16 protein-coding genes are annotated in these 16,257 nt (G+C 56.7%); 9 read left to right on the top strand and 7 right to left on the bottom strand.

Features of this window, described 5'->3' with window-relative positions:
* The first annotated feature begins 24 nt into the window (after positions 1–24).
* The 9 genes from C1J02_RS08990 to C1J02_RS08950 all read left to right on the top strand — a co-directional run bounded on the left by C1J02_RS08990 (position 25) and on the right by C1J02_RS08950 (position 8,743).
* Positions 25–1,041, top strand: coding sequence for a TRAP transporter substrate-binding protein (locus tag C1J02_RS08990; protein WP_114878268.1), 1,017 nt, complete (start codon positions 25–27; stop codon positions 1,039–1,041).
* Between the two features lie 63 nt (positions 1,042–1,104).
* The gene (locus tag C1J02_RS08985) at positions 1,105–1,653 is read left to right on the top strand and encodes a TRAP transporter small permease (protein WP_114878267.1); all 549 of its coding nucleotides are present in this window, start codon (positions 1,105–1,107) and stop codon (positions 1,651–1,653) included.
* A complete protein-coding gene (locus tag C1J02_RS08980) occupies positions 1,653–2,993 on the top strand; it encodes a TRAP transporter large permease (protein ID WP_114878266.1) in 1,341 nt (446 codons plus the stop codon). Before C1J02_RS08985 ends, C1J02_RS08980 begins: the two co-directional genes overlap by 1 nt.
* A 24-nt stretch (positions 2,994–3,017) precedes the next feature.
* Positions 3,018–3,521 (top strand): universal stress protein, encoded by a 504-nt coding sequence (locus tag C1J02_RS08975; RefSeq protein ID WP_114878265.1) that lies wholly within the window; start codon positions 3,018–3,020, stop codon positions 3,519–3,521.
* A gap of 25 nt (positions 3,522–3,546) precedes the next feature.
* Positions 3,547–3,933 carry a nuclear transport factor 2 family protein gene (locus C1J02_RS08970; protein ID WP_114878264.1) on the top strand — a complete coding sequence of 129 codons (387 nt, stop codon included), beginning with the start codon at positions 3,547–3,549 and terminating at the stop codon, positions 3,931–3,933.
* Positions 3,934–4,024: 91 nt separating this feature from the next.
* Positions 4,025–5,362 carry an FAD-binding oxidoreductase gene (locus C1J02_RS08965; protein WP_114878263.1) on the top strand — a complete coding sequence of 446 codons (1,338 nt, stop codon included), beginning with the start codon at positions 4,025–4,027 and terminating at the stop codon, positions 5,360–5,362.
* Positions 5,363–5,410: 48 nt separating this feature from the next.
* Positions 5,411–7,192, top strand: a complete 1,782-nt coding sequence (xsc, locus tag C1J02_RS08960) for a sulfoacetaldehyde acetyltransferase (protein WP_114878262.1) — start codon at positions 5,411–5,413, stop codon at positions 7,190–7,192.
* 123 nt (positions 7,193–7,315) lie between these two features.
* Positions 7,316–8,362: a YeiH family protein gene (locus C1J02_RS08955; protein ID WP_114878261.1), complete on the top strand. Its 1,047-nt coding sequence runs from the start codon at positions 7,316–7,318 to the stop codon at positions 8,360–8,362.
* Positions 8,363–8,377: 15 nt separating this feature from the next.
* The gene (locus tag C1J02_RS08950) at positions 8,378–8,743 is read left to right on the top strand and encodes a cupin domain-containing protein (RefSeq protein ID WP_114878260.1); all 366 of its coding nucleotides are present in this window, start codon (positions 8,378–8,380) and stop codon (positions 8,741–8,743) included.
* Positions 8,744–8,810: 67 nt separating this feature from the next.
* On the opposite strand, the gene C1J02_RS08945 is transcribed toward C1J02_RS08950, so the two are convergent.
* From C1J02_RS08945 to C1J02_RS08915, 7 genes are all read right to left on the bottom strand, one after another.
* The gene (locus C1J02_RS08945; protein WP_114878259.1) at positions 8,811–10,139 is read right to left on the bottom strand and encodes a YihY family inner membrane protein; all 1,329 of its coding nucleotides are present in this window, start codon (positions 10,137–10,139) and stop codon (positions 8,811–8,813) included.
* Between the two features lie 106 nt (positions 10,140–10,245).
* Complete coding sequence (locus C1J02_RS08940) at positions 10,246–10,635, bottom strand: Na+/H+ antiporter subunit G (protein WP_114878258.1); 390 nt, start codon at positions 10,633–10,635, stop codon at positions 10,246–10,248.
* Positions 10,632–10,919 (bottom strand): K+/H+ antiporter subunit F, encoded by a 288-nt coding sequence (locus tag C1J02_RS08935; RefSeq protein ID WP_114878257.1) that lies wholly within the window; start codon positions 10,917–10,919, stop codon positions 10,632–10,634. The genes C1J02_RS08940 and C1J02_RS08935 overlap by 4 nt, the downstream gene beginning before the upstream one ends.
* Positions 10,916–11,416 carry a Na+/H+ antiporter subunit E gene (locus C1J02_RS08930; protein ID WP_114878256.1) on the bottom strand — a complete coding sequence of 167 codons (501 nt, stop codon included), beginning with the start codon at positions 11,414–11,416 and terminating at the stop codon, positions 10,916–10,918. Before C1J02_RS08930 ends, C1J02_RS08935 begins: the two co-directional genes overlap by 4 nt.
* 1 nt (position 11,417) lies before the next feature.
* Positions 11,418–12,959, bottom strand: coding sequence for a monovalent cation/H+ antiporter subunit D (locus C1J02_RS08925; protein ID WP_114878255.1), 1,542 nt, complete (start codon positions 12,957–12,959; stop codon positions 11,418–11,420).
* On the bottom strand, positions 12,956–13,312 hold the full coding sequence (locus tag C1J02_RS08920; RefSeq protein WP_114878254.1) for a Na+/H+ antiporter subunit C: 357 nt from the start codon (positions 13,310–13,312) through the stop codon (positions 12,956–12,958). The genes C1J02_RS08925 and C1J02_RS08920 overlap by 4 nt, the downstream gene beginning before the upstream one ends.
* On the bottom strand, positions 13,313–16,192 hold the full coding sequence (locus C1J02_RS08915; RefSeq protein ID WP_114878253.1) for a monovalent cation/H+ antiporter subunit A: 2,880 nt from the start codon (positions 16,190–16,192) through the stop codon (positions 13,313–13,315).
* Positions 16,193–16,257: the final 65 nt, after the last annotated feature.

Genomic DNA, 16,257 nt, shown 5'->3' with positions numbered 1-16,257 from the left:
GCGCTCATCAATGAGGAGGATTCCATGACAATTATCACCCGAATAACATCTGTTGCTGCCGTCGCGGCGGCGACCGCTCTGCTGAGCTTTGGCACTGCTGAAGCGAAAAACTTCAAGGTGGCCGTTGGCGACAGCGGCGGAAGCAGCCAGGAAGCAACTGGCAAAGGTTTTGTTGCAGCCCTTGAGGAACTGTCAGGCGGCAAGCATACCGCAACCCTGTTTCTAAACGGTCAGCTCGGCTCTGAGCAGGACACCGTTAACGAAGCGGCCATCGGCACTCTGGATATGTCGATCCTCGCCATCAACAACGTCACACCGTTCTCGCCAACCGTCGGCGTGTTCTCTTTGCCATATGTCATTCTGAGCCTTGAAGACGCGGAAAAGCTGACCCAGGGCCCGATCGGCGCTGAGTTGACAGAGAACACCATCAACGATGCCGGCGTGCGCATCATCGCGTGGACCTATACAGGTTTTCGGGTTCTGACGAATTCAAAGAAGCCGGTCAAATCCGTGGCCGACCTGCAGGGGCTGGTGATCCGTGTTCCCAAGAACGAAATCATGATCGACACCTACAAGGCCTGGGGCATCAGCCCGACGCCGATGGCGTGGTCAGAAACCTTTGCGGGTTTGCAGACCAAAGTTGTTGATGGTCAGGACAACCCCTACACAACAATCAACGCGATGAAGTTCTATGAGGTACAAAAGTACGTCACAAACATCCGCTATATCTTCTCGATTGAGCCGTTGATCATTTCCGAACAGGTATTTCAGGAACTTTCAGCCGAAGATCAGGCCATCGTTCTGGAAGCAGGCAAGGCAGCGACAGCCGCTTCTGCACAGTTCCTGCGTGAAAAAGAAGCCGAGATCAAACAAATCCTGATCGACGAAGGCATGGAAATCACGGACCCTGAGAACAACGAAGAAGAGTTCATCAAGCTCGCAACAGAGGCCGTGTGGCCAAAGTTCTATGACAGCATCGGCGGCATCGAAAAGATGAACGCTGTGCTTGCAGAAATTGGCCGGGACCCGGTCTCTGAATAAAGCGAAAACAGAAATAAAGAAAAGCGCCTTCGGGCGCTTTTCTCAACCGATAGCGAGGGGCCGATGACAAGATTCTGGTATGTAATTGACAATATAGAGAGCTACATCTGTCGCACCTTGCTTGCGATTTTTGTCTGCCTGTTGTTCTTGCAGGTAATCGTTCGGACATTGTTCGATTTTTCTTTCTCCTGGGTCGAAGAGCTTTCGATCTACATGTTCGTCTGGTTTGTATTTTTCGGGGCGAGCTATGCCGCCAAGAAAGGCGCGCATAACCGGGTGACGTTTCAGTTCAAGTTCCTGCCCCCTGGTGCGATCAAATATATCGAGGCTTTTGCAGACCTGTTCTGGGTCTTTTTCAACGTATATTTTGTGTATCTGTCGATCGACTTTATCTTCAACAAGATGAACAGGTTCCAGTCGTCACAGACAATGGGTTTCCACCTGAGCTGGGTCTATATCGTTCTGCCGATTGCGTTCTCGCTTATGACGTTCCGCGTTCTGCAGGTGAACTATAAAAAGATCATTCTGGGTGAAGATCTGCGCGATCCTGACGCCATCGATCTCGAAGAGGTGCGCGCCGGAACTACAAAACCTGAGCAGGAGAAGACATAATGGAATCTCAGATCATTCTCATCCTTTTCGGGGGCTTCTTGCTTTTGATGTTCATCGGGGCCCCGATTACCGTGGCCTTGGGTGTTTCGACACTTATCTCGTTCATCTATCTTGGTGAAAATCCGATCAAGTTCGTCCAGATCGCCTATACTTCTGTTGGTTCATTCCCGCTCATGGCGCTGCCTGCGTTTATCCTTGCCGGGGCGCTGATGGAGGCCGCCGGTTTATCGCGACGGCTTATCAATGTGGCCGAAAGTTTCGCAGGCCCGTTCACAGGCGGCATGTCCGCAGCGACTGTTTTTGCCTGCCTGTTTTTTGGCGCGATCTCAGGCTCCGGCCCCGCCACAACGGCTGCTGTGGGCATGTTGATGATCCCCGCAATGATCGAGCGCGGGTACGGTCGCCCCTATGCGTCCGCCATCACGGCATCCTCGGGGGGGCTTGGTATCGTTATCCCACCCTCAATCCCGTTGATCATCTTCGGCATCGCAGCCCTTGGCATGCCAGCCCCACCCGAAGCGGTCGAGCAGTTTGGCCAGTTCCAGACCGTTTCGATCCCCAAACTCTTTATTGCAGGCTTCATGCCCGCATTCCTGATCGCGGGCAGCTTGTTGTTCATGAACTACATCCTGTCTAAAAAACGTGGCTACAAGGGGTCTTCGGAAGGGTGGTCAGCGCGGCAGATCTGGTGTGAGCTATACCGTGGTTTCTGGGCCCTCATGGCACCCGTGGTCATCCTGGGTGGGATCTATTCAGGCTTTTTCACGCCAACCGAAGCTGCGATTGTCGCGATCTTCTATACCCTGGTTGTGGGGGCGTTTATCTACCGTGAACTGAGCTGGAACAAACTTTTCACAGCCCTCGAAACCACCACCTGGCTGACAGGTCGGGTTTTGCTGATCATGTTTACCGCAACCGTGTTTGGCCGCCTGCTGGTGGAAAACCAAATACCGGCCATCATCGCAAACGGGATGCTGTCGGTCACCGACAATATCTATATCATCTGGACGCTGGTGATCTTCTTCCTGCTTTTTGTCGGTATGTTCATGGAAACACTGGCCACCATCCTTATTCTGGTGCCGGTGATGTTGCCGGTCGCCTATAGTGTCGGTATCGATCCGATCCACTTTGGGGTGGTGATGGTCTGTTGCCTCGGCATCGGTTTCCAAACCCCGCCATTGGGGGAGAACCTGTTCATCGCCTCGGGCATATCGAATATCTCGATTGAAAAGATTTCGGTGGCGGCGCTGCCGTTTGCCTTCATCAACACAATCGCGATTTTCATCATCGCCTTCTTCCCAGACATTTCGCTGTGGCTGCCAAGGTTCTTTGGATATTGAGCCGCGATCAGAAAGGAATTTCCTATGAAATCAACAATAACCCACATTCTGTTCGCAACTGACCTGTCCAAGCATTCGGCCTATACGATGTGCCATGCAGCGGCTCTGGCGGCGGCAACTGGCGCGAAACTTCATGTGTTGCATGTGGTTGAGCCGATGAGCGAAGACGCCAAGATCACCATGCAGATGTTCATGCAGAGTTCCCAGTCGAGCGAAGCGGCGATGCAGTCCCGGCACGACCACGTCAAGGCCATCCTGGCCGAGCGTCAAAAGAACTTTTGGGCGCATGTGCCGGAAGAAGACCGCGACATCCAAAAACAGGTTGAATCCATAGAACTTGTCGATGGATACCCGGCAGAAGCGATCCTGCGCCGCGCGGCTGAGCTTAAGTGTGATCTCATTATTTTGGGGGCTCATGAACATGGGTTTTCCCATACTTTCCTCGGCACCGTCACCAAACGCGTTCTGCGACGCGCCAATATTCCAACCCTCGTTGTTCCCTACCGGGACGACGCGACCTCCTCTTAACCCCTTTTCCCTTTCGGAGACCTGAATGTCCAAGACCCTGACTGCCCAAGATTTGTCCGACACCTTCGATGCCTTCAATCGGCACGATGTTGACGGTGTCATGACCCATTTTGCAGATGACTGCGTTTTCTACACTGTTGGCGGTCCCGACGTGTTTGGTGCCAAAATCGAAGGGGCCGCCGCGATAGCAAAGGCGTTTTCTGCCGTCTGGGCCGGGATGAAAGACGCACATTGGGACCACCATAGCCACTTTGTCAGCGGCAATCGTGCGGTTTCTGAATGGACCTTTTCGGGCACCGGCGCTGATGGCATGCGCGTTGAGGCGCAGGGGGCTGATCTGTTCACGCTGCGGGATGGCATGATCATCGTAAAGCAGGCTTTGCGCAAGTCTCGCCCGCCTTTCAAAGCATAATTTCACCCTCTGATCAGGGAGACTTCGCGTGCCGGATTCTCAAAGACCCCGCCACTGGCCCCGCGCCAGCTACGACGCCAAATATGATCCGATGGTGGATGCAGGTCCCGGTCACAACCGGGACCACGCACCGACCTATTGGATTGGCACGGCTGGCAAGCCACCCAAGGATGACGGCCCCGTTTCAGGCGATATGGATGTGGACGTCGTGGTTGTCGGCTCTGGCTACACCGGCCTTTCCACGGCGATCCACCTTGCGAAAGAACATGGGATCAAGGCCACCGTGCTGGAAGCCAACAAGGTGGCTTGGGGGTGTTCGACCCGCAACGGTGGTCAGGCGCAGATATCATCAGGGCGTCTCAAAAGGTCGCAGTGGATTCAACGCTGGGGCGTGGATGTCGCCAAAAAGATGCACGGCGAAGTCGTCGAAGCGTTTGAATTGTTCAACGACCTTGTCAATTCTGACGACATCGACTGCGATCCGCAAACCGGTGGTCACTATTACATCGCCCACCGGGCCAAGGTGATCCCAAAGCTGGAGAAGGAAAGCGCGCTTCTCAACGAGGTTTTTGGCTATGGCAGCCGTGTCATGGGCCGCGACGAGCTGCATGAAAAACACGTCAAAGATCAAGAAGCCCATGGCGCAATGTGGGAACCGGACGGCACCAGCATCCATGCCGCAAAACTGGCGTTCTCCTACGTCAAACTGGCGCGTAAGCTGGGTGCGAAAATTCACACCGCGAGCCCCGTCATGGGGTGGAAAATTGTGGACGGCGTGCATCATCTGACAACGCCGGGCGGCACCGTTCGCGCCCGTGCGGTTGCCCTTGCGACTGCCGGATATACCCCACCGGGCCTGAGTGGGCGCACCAAGCACCGGCTGATGCCTATCTTGTCGAACTCGATTGTGACGCGCAAACTGACCAAGTCGGAATTGGCGGAATGCGGCATTCAGACCCGATCACCGCTGACAGACACCCGCACACTGCGGCATTACTACCGGCTGCTGCCGGACAACCGGATGCAGATTGGCAGCCGCAGCGCCATTACCGGCGAGGATGCCGAGAACCCCAAACATCTTGCGTTGCTGCGCAAGGGATTGCACCGCAAGTTTCCGGCGCTGACGGACATAGATCTGGATTACTCCTGGTGGGGCTGGGTCGATGTGAGCCATGACATGATGCCGCGCATCTGCCAGCCGGATAAGGATGAAAGCATCTTTTATGCCATGGGGTATGGCGGCAATGGCGTGATGTATTCCGCACAGGCCGGCAAACGCATGGCGCAATTGATCGCGGGCAAAGGTCAGGAACTTGACCTGCCGATCTTTACCTCACCGCTGCCAAGCCACGGCATTCTTACGCCGTTCCGCCGGATGGGGCAGAGGATGATGTACCCCTATTATTACCTTCGAGACGAAATTCTCTGACCCCCGAACCACACGTTTTTCGAAATTTAGATCACCTGGAGACACACCATGAAAATGACCACCGAAGAGGCCTTTGTAAAAGTTCTTCAGATGCACGGTATCGACAATGCCTTTGGGATCATCGGATCTGCGATGATGCCGATTTCTGATCTGTTTCCGGCAGCGGGGATCAAGTTCTGGGATTGTGCGCATGAAACGTCTGGCGGGATGATTGCCGACGGCTACACGCGCGCCTCTGGCAAGATGTCGATGGCGATTGCGCAGAACGGCCCCGGCATCACCAATTTCGTCACGCCGATCAAGACCGCCTATTGGAACCACACGCCGATGCTGCTGGTCACGCCACAGGCGGCCAACAAGACCATTGGTCAGGGTGGTTTCCAGGAAATCGAACAGATGAAGCTGTTCGAAGACATGGTTTGTTATCAGGAAGAGGTCCGCGACCCGTCGCGCATGGCCGAAGTGCTGAACCGGGTGATCGAAAAGGCATGGCGCGGCTGTGCGCCGGCACAGATCAACATCCCGCGCGATTACTGGACCCAGGTGATTGACATCGAACTGCCCCAGATCATCCGCCTTGAACGCCCGCAGGGCGGCGAACAGGCCGTGGCGGATGCGGCCAAGCTGCTCTCTGAGGCCGAATTCCCGGTCATCCTGAACGGAGCTGGCGTGATCCTGTCCGGTGGCATTGAGGCATCCGCAAAACTGGCCGAAGCTTTGGACGCGCCCGTCGCCTGTGGCTATCAGCACAACGATGCCTTCCCCGGCGGTCACCCGCTGGCTGTTGGGCCTTTGGGCTACAACGGGTCCAAGGCGGCGATGGAGCTGATCCAGAAAGCCGATGTGGTCCTGGCCCTTGGCAACCGCCTGAACCCGTTCAGCACCCTGCCCGGCTATGGCATCAACTACTGGCCGCAGAATGCAAAGATCATTCAGGTCGACATCAACTCTGACCGCATCGGCCTGACCAAAAAGGTCGACGTGGCGATCCAGGGCGACGCAAAAGCCGTGGCTGAGCAACTGCTTGCGAAACTCAGCGATGGTGCCGGCGACAAAGGCCGCAAGGAGCGCAAGGATCTGATTGCGATGACCAAATCCCGCTGGGCCCAGGAACTGTCCTCGATGGATCACGAAGATGACGCGGATGAGGGCGTCGATTGGAACGAGCGGGCGCGCAACCGCCAGCCCGACCGGATGTCACCGCGTCAGGCCTGGCGCGCGATCATGTCGGCGATGCCAAAGGATGCGATTGTCTCTTCTGACATCGGCAACAACTGCGCGATTGGCAATGCCTATCCGTCTTTTGACAAGGGCCGCAAATATCTGGCACCGGGCCTGTTTGGTCCTTGTGGCTATGGCCTGCCTGCCATTCTGGGTGCGAAAATCGGCTGCCCGGATGTACCGGTTGTAGGCTTTGCCGGGGACGGCGCATTCGGCATCTCGATGAACGAAATGACGGCCTGTGGCCGCGGCGACTGGCCTGCGATCACCATGATCATCTTCCGCAACTATCAGTGGGGTGCCGAAAAGCGCAACACGACCCTGTGGTTCGATGACAACTTTGTCGGCACCGAGCTGAACGAAGGTGTGAACTATGCAGAGATCGCCAAGGGCTGCGGCCTCAAAGGCGTGCAGGTCACCGGCATGGACCAGCTCACCGATGCGCTGAACACCGCCATCAAGGACCAGATGAAAAACGGCGTCACCACCTTTATCGAGGTTGTCCTGAACCAGGAACTCGGCGAACCATTCCGCCGCGACGCCATGAAAAAACCAGTCTCCGTGGCGGGGGTGAAAGCCTCCGACATGCAGTCGCAGCGGGTCAATTAAGCAGCGCTGCCCGGATGAGGCAGGTGCGCCTGTCTCATCCACCCAATTATTTGACGTACCGGCCCTCGAAGTATCGCGATCAAGCGTGGTGCCAATGGCATGCGCCAAAGGAGTTTCTGTCCAATGACGAACCCTGCCCTTCCTGCCAACACCCCGTTTCACAAACTACAGAAATTTCTGTCGGAGAATGGACCGGGTTTTCTGGTGTCTTGCGTTGTCGCCGCAGCAGCCAAATTCATATCCGAACATTACGGTGCTCCCGCGATGCTGATGGCGCTTTTGCTGGGGATCGCGTTTCACTTTCTTGCCGAAGAAGGCCGCTGCGTTCCCGGCATTGCCTTCACGTCGCGAACCGTTTTGCGCGTTGGCGTTGCTCTTTTGGGCGCGCGTATCAGCATCGAATTGCTAATCGGACTTGGGCCTAAACTTATCCTGCTGGTGGTTGCCGGCGTGATCCTGACCATTCTCGTCGGGATGATTGGTGCCAGGCTGCTGGGACGCGGCTGGCGCTTTGCCTTGCTGACAGGTGGATCTGTCGCAATCTGTGGCGCATCTGCGGCGATGGCCATTGCTGCCATTCTGCCCAAGAATGAACATTCCGAACGCAACCTGATCTTTACGGTGCTTGCTGTGACCGTGCTGAGCACAATCGCGATGATTGCCTATCCGATCATTACACAGGCGCTCGATCTGGACGATCTTGCAACCGGGGTTTTCCTTGGTGGTACGATCCATGATGTGGCGCAGGTTGTTGGGGCGGGTTTCTCTGTCAGCAACGAAACGGGTGAGACTGCGACCTTGGTCAAGCTGATCCGGGTGACAATGCTGGCCCCTGTCGTGCTGGTCTTTTCGCTGGTGATCCGCAGCTATGCAGAGGCCGATCCAGAGCAGGTCAAAGACGGCAAAAAACCCCCGCTGGTGCCGTTCTTTGTTGTGATGTTTCTGGTGCTTGCGGCGATCAATTCACTTGGGTTGATCCCCGGCTTTCTGCAGAACACGCTGTCAGAATTATCCCGCTGGGCCCTGTTGATTTCCATCGCCGCGGTTGGCATGAAGACCTCGCTCAAAACCATTCTGGATGTGGGCGGCCAAGCGATTATTCTGATTCTCGCAGAAACCGTGTTCATCGCTGGATTTATTCTTTATGGCATCACCCACTTCACCGGCTAAGCACAGGAGCACCTCATGACCGGACCCGTCATTGATTTTCAGGCCCTAGCAGAAACCACCCAGCGCCGCCTTGCCGATCTGCCCGACCGCGTGGTGTCAGGTGATCCGCACCACACCACGACAATGCGGTTTACCAGCCCGGACAATTCGTTGATGGCCGGGACATGGACAAGCACACCCGGCAAATGGCATGCGTTTTTTGACCGGGACGAGTTTTGTGTTTTTCTGTCCGGCCATGCGCAGTTGATCTCGGAGGATGGGCAGGTTCAGGATTTCCGTGCGGGAGACAGCTTTCTCATCCCAAACGGTTTTCGGGGGTTCTGGAATGTGCTGGAAACCACAACAAAGCATTTTGTCATCCGGGATTATTCCGGCGGCTGACTGAGATTGATCGCAGCTTGTGCGGCACCAAAGCCCAGCCGAACCACCAGCGCCCTGCAAGGCGCATTCAGTCGTCCGGCCCGGCTTCATCGGTCGGCATTGAAACAGCGTCTGCAATGGTCTGCGCGATGGACGCACTCAGTATGTCGTCTTCGGCTTTTTGCAACCTGACCAACAGCGCGGGCAATTGACCTGACGCTTTTGTCACACGCCTTAGGGCGGGCCGTTCGACGGCATCATGCGCGCGCCCCAGCGCCAGCCCAAGATCGCGGGCCAGTTCGGCCAGCGTCACACTTTGCAGATTGCGTGCCAAACTCAGCCCCTCGTCCTTTGCTTCGACAATGTAGCCCGCGTTGCGCAGCGCATCGATGATCGGTTCGCGCGACAAAAGCGGGATTGCTTCGGCCAATTGTTCCTGCGTTGTCGTGCCACCTTGCATTGACTGGCGACCAAAGGCTGCCAGCAGGGCAACCGCAACCTCCAGTGTTTCTGCGGGGGACAACGACAGCCCTGTGAGCGGATCGCGCCTGCGCCACCAGTCGGGAAAGGACGCGGACAGAACCGCCCCAAGGATGATGACGGTCCATGACAAATACATCCAGATCAGAAATATCGGGATGATCGCAACCGCCCCGTAGATCGTTGTATAGCTGGCACCAGAGGTCAAAAACGTATTGAACACCCAGCGCAGGACCTGAAACCCGAGCCCAGCAAAAACACCCCCGATCGCGGCATCACGCAGACGGACCTGCCGGGCGGGGATCAAGATGTAGAGCAATGAGAACGCAACCGATTGTGTCAGGACGGCAAGTGTTGCCTTTAGCCAATCTGGGGTCAGCCCCACACCTGAGCCAAAGGCCGAGCCTTGGGCGAACTTCATCGCATCCGTCGTCAAGGTAAGGCTTGCCCCCAAAAGCAGCGGACCAAAAGTCAGAAGCGCCCAGAACACCAGTAGACGGGTCAAAAGTGGTCTGGGCCGGTCCACCCGCCACACCCGGTTCAGAGTGGTCTCGATCGTGGACAGCAACAGCACTGCCGTTATGGGAAGCGCCACGATGCCTGCTGCTGTCAGATTGCTTGCGTTGCGGGTAAATTCCGTCAGGTACGTCCTGATTTCATCGCTGGTCTCTGGTACCAGAATGCTTAAGAAAAGCTCTTCCACCTGCGCCTTGACCGGGTCGAAGATTGGAAAACCTGACAACACGGCAAATGCAATCACCAAAAGCGGCACCAGTGCCAGAAGTGTCGAATAGGTCAGCGCGCCTGCGGCCTGGCTCATCCCGTCATTGGCAAAGCGACGAAGGGCAAACTGCGCAAAACTGGTGATGTCAGAGAGAACGCTGAGGAACCGCGTCTTTCGCCAGTGATCCATTCGTGACTTTATGGGCTTCATCATCGTTTGATAACACGTTCCCTAAAATCTCATTCATGAATTCTTTAGGCCGCAAGGCTCAGGGACCGTACATGGCGCGGCCCCAAGGGGGTGCGTGACGCGGTATCGCCTATTTCTGGCTGATCTCTTCAGTCTTGCGATCAGATTGCGGTGTGCCCAGCGTTGACCATGTGTCGTCGCGCGGGGGCGATGGTGGCGTGGCACAGTCCCGGCGGTGGATGCTGACCTTGGCAATAAAGTTGGCAGAGATCGGGGCGGTGACAAACAGGAACGCCATGATCAGGATTTCATGAATCGAGGCTTCGCCCAAGACGAACGAATGGATCATTGAGGCCAGAAGCAACATGCCGATCCCCACGGTCCCGACCTTTGTCGGGGCATGCAGACGCGTCATCGGATCGTTGAATTTCAACAGGCCAATCACGCCTACAACGGCAAAGAATGACCCGATCAGCAAACAGAGTGCGACAACATAGGTTCCAATAATCTGAGCGATCATTCGATGATATCCCCGCGTAACAGGAACCGTGCCAAGGCGACGGTGGAGACAAACCCCAACATGGCAATGAGCAGCGAAACCTCAAAATAAATCTGGACGCCCAGGTGGATGCCAAGCACGATCACCAGACCCAGTGCGTTGATGACCATCGTGTCAAGCGCAAGGATCCGGTCACCGGGTGTGGGGCCCAGTATCAGCCGCACCATGGACAGGATCTGACCAAGGGCAAGTGCGACAAACGCAATCACCAGAGCGAAATCCAAAATTCCTGTTGCTGTCGTCATAGGAAAATCTCCTGAAGGCGGCGCTCGTAGCGGGATTTAATCTCATCCCGGACGGCATCAGCATCGTCGGTGTGCAGCACATGTACCAACAGACTGTGACCCTCGTCTGAAAGGTCCGCAGACACGGTACCGGGGGTAAGCGTTATGGTCCCGGCAAGCACCGTGATGGCTTCGGGCTGGCGCAATTCCAGCGGGATCACGATCCACGCCGGTTTCAGCTTGGCATTCGGCACGGTCAGAACGATCCAGGCCACCTGTACATTGGCGACAAGGATATCCCACATCACCACAATGCTGTAGCTGATCATCTTGCCCAACCGAAAACTTCTTGGTCTGTCCGGCCACCAGACCGACGTGCCCCAAGGTATGATAATCCCGAGTATGATGCCAAATACGACCATTCCAGCAGAAATTTCATTCTGCAAAAGCGTCCAGACCACCGCCAGTATCAGCGTCAGAAACGGGTGCGGCATCAGCCAGTGAAATGCGCGTGCCATGTCAATGGCCCTCCTTCGGCTTGCTCAGCTTGCCGGGCGTATCCACCACGGTCGAGATATAGGGCTCTGGCGCGAAAAGCTGTGCCGCGATGGTCGTTGTATACCCATGCACCTGCCCCGCAAAAATCGTATGCAAGGCCATCAGCGATATCAGCCCGCCCACCGCGACATAAGACAAGGCGGCGGGGCGGGTCATCTCGGGCACCTCTTTCGTCTCATCCTTTGCATGGGCTTTCCAGAACAGAATGCTGCCAGCGCGCGAAAATCCCACGATACTGATCAGGCTGGACCCCAGCACAATCGCCCATATCCAGACAACAAGGTCGGTGCCATAAGCGGCATCCAGCACCAGAAGTTTACCCAGAAATCCCGATAGCGGTGGCAAGCCCGCCATCGCGATTGCACCCACAAAAAAGAAGCCAGCCGTCAGCGACGTTCCGGCGACGGGGGGCTGCGGGGTCAGTTCCAAATTCGCCCGCCCCGTTCGCACCAGATCCGATATGAGGAACAATGCGGCCCCTGCCAAAGTCGAATGAACGATGTAGTACAGCGCCGCTGCGATGCCTGCCGGGTTGAACAGCGAGATTGACACCATCACCATGCCCATTGATCCGATGACAGAAAAGGCCACCAGCCGGTCCAGCCTTTTGGCGGCCAGAACACCGACCATCCCGATGGCCAGTGAAATCAGTGCGGCAGGCAGCAACCAAAGATCATGCAGACCTGCGGTGACCTCAAGCTCTGGCGGGAAAATCATCGTGTAGACCCGGATGATCGCATAGGCCCCGACCTTTGTCATGATCGCAAAAAGTGCTGCGACCGGTGCGGGTGCCTCGGCATAGCTTGACGGCAGCCAGAAATGCAGCGGCACCAGTGCGGCCTTGATCGCAAAAACCAGCAACAGCAGTACGGCGGCAACGCGGATACCCACCGTATCTTCCGGTCCGATCATGGCGACCCGGTTGGCCAGATCAGCCATATTCAAGGTGCCCGTTTCGGCATAGATTGACCCAAGGGCAAAAAGGAAAAGCGTTGAGCCGATGAGGTTGAACAGCACGTATTGAACGCCTGCGCGAAGCCGCGCGTTGCCCCCTGCGTGGATCATCAGCCCGTAAGATGCGATCAGCAACACTTCGAAAAAGACAAAAAGGTTAAAGAGGTCACCGGTCAGAAACGCGCCCATGATGCCCATCAGCTGAAACTGGAACAGCGCATGAAAATGCCGCCCGCGGTTGTCCCAACCGGACCCAACCGCATAAAGCAGCACGAAAAGCGCCAGCACCGCCGTCAGCAGAACCATCAGTGTCGACAACCTGTCCCCCACCAAGATAATGCCAAAGGGCGCGGCCCAATCGCTGAGTCGATAAAGCACGATGGACCCGTCCGACACCTGCAAGGCCAGCCCTGCAGCAATGCCGATCAGTGAGAGCACCCCAGCCAAAGAAAAAGCGCGCTGAATGCCGATGTGGTACCGTGCGGCCAGCACGATGAACGGTGCCAGCAACGCGGGCAGAACAACGGGGGCGATGATCCAGTGGTTCATGATCTGCCCTCCGCCTTGGTATCAGAGGCGTCGGTGAGGTCGTCCACATGGTCATCGTCCGACCCCAGAAACGCCCCAAGGCCAATCATCACCACCACCGCTGTCATCCCGAAGGAAATCACGATCGCGGTCAGAACCAATGCCTGTGGCAGCGGGTCGGTATAGGTTGTCACGCCGTCACGCAGGATCGGCGGGGCCCCCACGGTCAGACGGCCAGATGCGAACAGAAACACATTGACGGCATAGGTCAGCAGCGACATGCCCAGGATCACCGGAAACGTGCGCAACCTCAGCATCAGGTAAATGCCACCTGCGGTCAGGATGCCAATGGCGGATGCAACAAGAAGCTCCATTCACCCGCCCTCCTTTACGAATGCGGTGCCATCGGTCGGCGGATCGTCCCGCGACGGGTCGATGTCCATCGGATGTTCGCTGTCTGATACATGCGCGCGCCGTGCGAGCCGCGAGAAGCTTTCCAGCGACAGCATCACCGCCCCGACGACAGCCAGAAACACGCCCAGATCAAACAGCGCCGCTGTGGCCAATTCAAATTTCTCGAACGGGGGAATGCGGACATAAGTGAAATCGGAGGTCAGGAAAGGCTTGCCCACGAACCATGATCCAATACCGGTCAGACCGGCAATCAGCACCCCTGCCCCGATCACCCCGTGATAGGGATATCTCAATCGCGACGAGGTCCAGGCAAAACCGCTGGCCATGTATTGCATCACCACGCCAATCGAAACAACGAGACCGGCGATAAAGCCGCCCCCCGGTTCGTTATGGCCGCGCCAGAAGATATAGAAACCGACCAACAGAACCACCGGCATGATGACCCGCGTGAGCACAACCATCATCATCGGGTGCACGTCGCCAGCGCGCGGCTGGTCGGGCTTGCGGTTCAACAGCCGCGCACGCACCGGGCCATTCAGCAAGGTCTCGGTCAGTGCATAGATCAGCAGCGCCGCGATGCCCAGAACGATGATTTCGCCGTAGGTGTCAAAGCCCCGGAAATCGACAAGGATCACGTTGACCACATTGGTGCCACCGCCACCCTTGTAGGAATTGGCCAGATGAAATTCCGAGATCGGTGTCGTTACCGCTTCGCGCAGAAGGAAATAATAGGCCAATGCAAATGTCCCCACACCACCCGCGACCGCCACACCAGCGTCGCGGACACGGCGCAATACGGTACTTTCAATCGGCGTCGTGTTCGGCAGGAAATTCAGCGCCAACAGCAGCAGGATGATCGTGACCACTTCGACAGTGAATTGTGTCATGGCAAGATCGGGCGCACTGAAGAACACAAATCCAACTGACACCATCAGGCCAACGATGCCAATCAGGATCAGCGACAGGAAACGGTTGCGGTGCAGCAGCACCAGACCGACGGTTGCAGCCACCAGCATGGACCACCCGGCAATCAGCAATGCGCCAGCCGGCTGCATGATGCGCGTGGGTGCGCCAATCGTGCCGGTGCTCCAGGCATGCAGCCCGGCGGCAAAAATCGCAATCGACCCGATGGCTGCATAGCGCGTGAATGCCCCGTTATGCAGCGGCAGGATCAGCTTTTGGGCCAGCCGGGCTGCCGCCTCGACGATGGCTTCAAAGATCACCTTGGCCTCAGGACGCGGTGCGCCATCCCACAGGCGCAGCGCCGGGTTGAACACCGATAGCAGCAGCAAACCACCAACGACGGCAATGACGGACATAAAGAGCGCTGGCACCAATCCGTGCCAAAGTTTGAAATGCGCAGTTGGCACCGCCGCCGCATCGCCCAGCACGGAGGCCGTCACAAGTTTTACAAATGGCTCGGCAAGAAACGGTGCGATGCCAATCACCACCACCGGGACCACCAAAAGTGCGGGAGGCAACCACAGACCCGCGCCCGGATCATGCGGTTTGGCGGGATAATCGTCGCGCACCGGACCCAGGAAAACATGACCGATCAGACGGAACGAATAGGCCGCCGAAAACAACGCCCCAAAGGTTGCCAGAGCAGGCACCAGCAAAGGCACGCCAAAAAGCACCGTATGATTGGCTTCTTCCAGCATCATTTCCTTGGATAAGAACCCGTTGAGCAGCGGTATCCCCGCCATTGACAAAGCCGCCAGCGACGCGATGCAAAAGGTGACCGGCATCAGCTTGCGCAGACCGCCCAGGCGGCGGATGTCGCGGGTATGTGCTTCGTGGTCGATGATCCCGGCAGACATGAACAGAGCCGCCTTGAAGGTCGCATGGTTCAGGATGTGAAAGACCGCCGCCATCGCACCAAAGGCCGTGCCTGTGCCCAAAAGCATCGTGATCAGGCCAAGATGGCTGACCGTTGAAAATGCAAGCAATGCCTTCAGGTCGTGTTTGAACAACGCAATCACCGCGCCCAGAACCATCGTGATCAACCCGGCGCTGGTGACGATCATGACCCATTCCGGCGTGCCGGATAAGACGGGCCACATCCGCGCCATCAGGAATATACCCGCTTTCACCATCGTGGCCGAGTGCAGATAGGCAGAAACCGGAGTTGGTGCCGCCATCGCATGCGGCAGCCAGAAGTGGAACGGAAACTGTGCCGACTTGGTGAAACAGCCCAGCAGGATCAGGATCAGGGCCGGCACATAGAGCGGATCAGCCTGAATAACGTCGCGGTTCTGCAAGATGACGCTCAGGTCATAGCTGCCGACAATCTGACCCAGAATCAGCATACCACCGATCATCGCCAAACCGCCTGTGCCCGTGACCACCAAGGCCATCCGCGCACCCTGGCGGCCCTCGGGCAGATGCTTCCAAAATCCGATCAGAAGAAACGAAGAAAGCGACGTGAGTTCCCAGAAAATCAGCAAAAGCAGGATATTGTCGCTTAGAACAATGCCCACCATCGCGCCCTGAAAGAGCAACAGGTAAGTAAAGAACTCGCCCATGTTGTCATCGCGGCTTAGGTAGTGTCGCGCATAGGCGATGATCAAAAGGCCAATGCCAAGGATCAGCAGGGCAAAGAAAAAGCCAAGCCCATCCAGCATCAAAGTGAAATTCAAGCCGAGCGAAGGCATCCAGTTCACCCGCGCCATCACAACGTCGCCTGCCAGCACAGTTGGCAGATTGGTCAGCAGACCAACAAAGGCGGCGAGCGATACGGTGAATGTCACACCAGCGCAGGCGGATCGGCCCGCTGAATTCATTACGCCTGGCAACAGTGCACCAAAGAATGGCAGGGCAACAATAATAAGGAGGGACACAGAAACTCCGGATATAATCAGGATTTAAACATGCACAACACTGCACCGCATTTGCAATAGCGGTG

It is taken from the genome of Sulfitobacter sp. SK011 (genome assembly GCF_003352065.1).
Taxonomy (GTDB): domain Bacteria; phylum Pseudomonadota; class Alphaproteobacteria; order Rhodobacterales; family Rhodobacteraceae; genus Sulfitobacter.
Note: the sequence above shows the minus strand (reverse complement) of the source record. Positions and strands in the feature narration are given on the sequence as shown.

What these genes read in the sequence shown, in the direction of transcription:
- C1J02_RS08975 (WP_114878265.1), top strand. Translation starts at nt 3,018, where the DNA reads ATGAAATCAACAATAACCCACATTCTGTTCGCAACTGACCTGTCCAAG.
- C1J02_RS08925 (WP_114878255.1), bottom strand. Translation starts at nt 12,959, where the DNA reads ATGAACCACTGGATCATCGCCCCCGTTGTTCTGCCCGCGTTGCTGGCA.
- C1J02_RS08940 (WP_114878258.1), bottom strand. Translation starts at nt 10,635, where the DNA reads ATGATCGCTCAGATTATTGGAACCTATGTTGTCGCACTCTGTTTGCTG.
- xsc (WP_114878262.1), top strand. Translation starts at nt 5,411, where the DNA reads ATGAAAATGACCACCGAAGAGGCCTTTGTAAAAGTTCTTCAGATGCAC.
- C1J02_RS08970 (WP_114878264.1), top strand. Translation starts at nt 3,547, where the DNA reads ATGTCCAAGACCCTGACTGCCCAAGATTTGTCCGACACCTTCGATGCC.
- C1J02_RS08950 (WP_114878260.1), top strand. Translation starts at nt 8,378, where the DNA reads ATGACCGGACCCGTCATTGATTTTCAGGCCCTAGCAGAAACCACCCAG.
- C1J02_RS08990 (WP_114878268.1), top strand. Translation starts at nt 25, where the DNA reads ATGACAATTATCACCCGAATAACATCTGTTGCTGCCGTCGCGGCGGCG.
- C1J02_RS08920 (WP_114878254.1), bottom strand. Translation starts at nt 13,312, where the DNA reads ATGGAGCTTCTTGTTGCATCCGCCATTGGCATCCTGACCGCAGGTGGC.
- C1J02_RS08980 (WP_114878266.1), top strand. Translation starts at nt 1,653, where the DNA reads ATGGAATCTCAGATCATTCTCATCCTTTTCGGGGGCTTCTTGCTTTTG.
- C1J02_RS08945 (WP_114878259.1), bottom strand. Translation starts at nt 10,139, where the DNA reads ATGATGAAGCCCATAAAGTCACGAATGGATCACTGGCGAAAGACGCGG.
- C1J02_RS08955 (WP_114878261.1), top strand. Translation starts at nt 7,316, where the DNA reads ATGACGAACCCTGCCCTTCCTGCCAACACCCCGTTTCACAAACTACAG.
- C1J02_RS08930 (WP_114878256.1), bottom strand. Translation starts at nt 11,416, where the DNA reads ATGGCACGCGCATTTCACTGGCTGATGCCGCACCCGTTTCTGACGCTG.
- C1J02_RS08965 (WP_114878263.1), top strand. Translation starts at nt 4,025, where the DNA reads ATGGTGGATGCAGGTCCCGGTCACAACCGGGACCACGCACCGACCTAT.
- C1J02_RS08935 (WP_114878257.1), bottom strand. Translation starts at nt 10,919, where the DNA reads ATGACGACAGCAACAGGAATTTTGGATTTCGCTCTGGTGATTGCGTTT.
- C1J02_RS08985 (WP_114878267.1), top strand. Translation starts at nt 1,105, where the DNA reads ATGACAAGATTCTGGTATGTAATTGACAATATAGAGAGCTACATCTGT.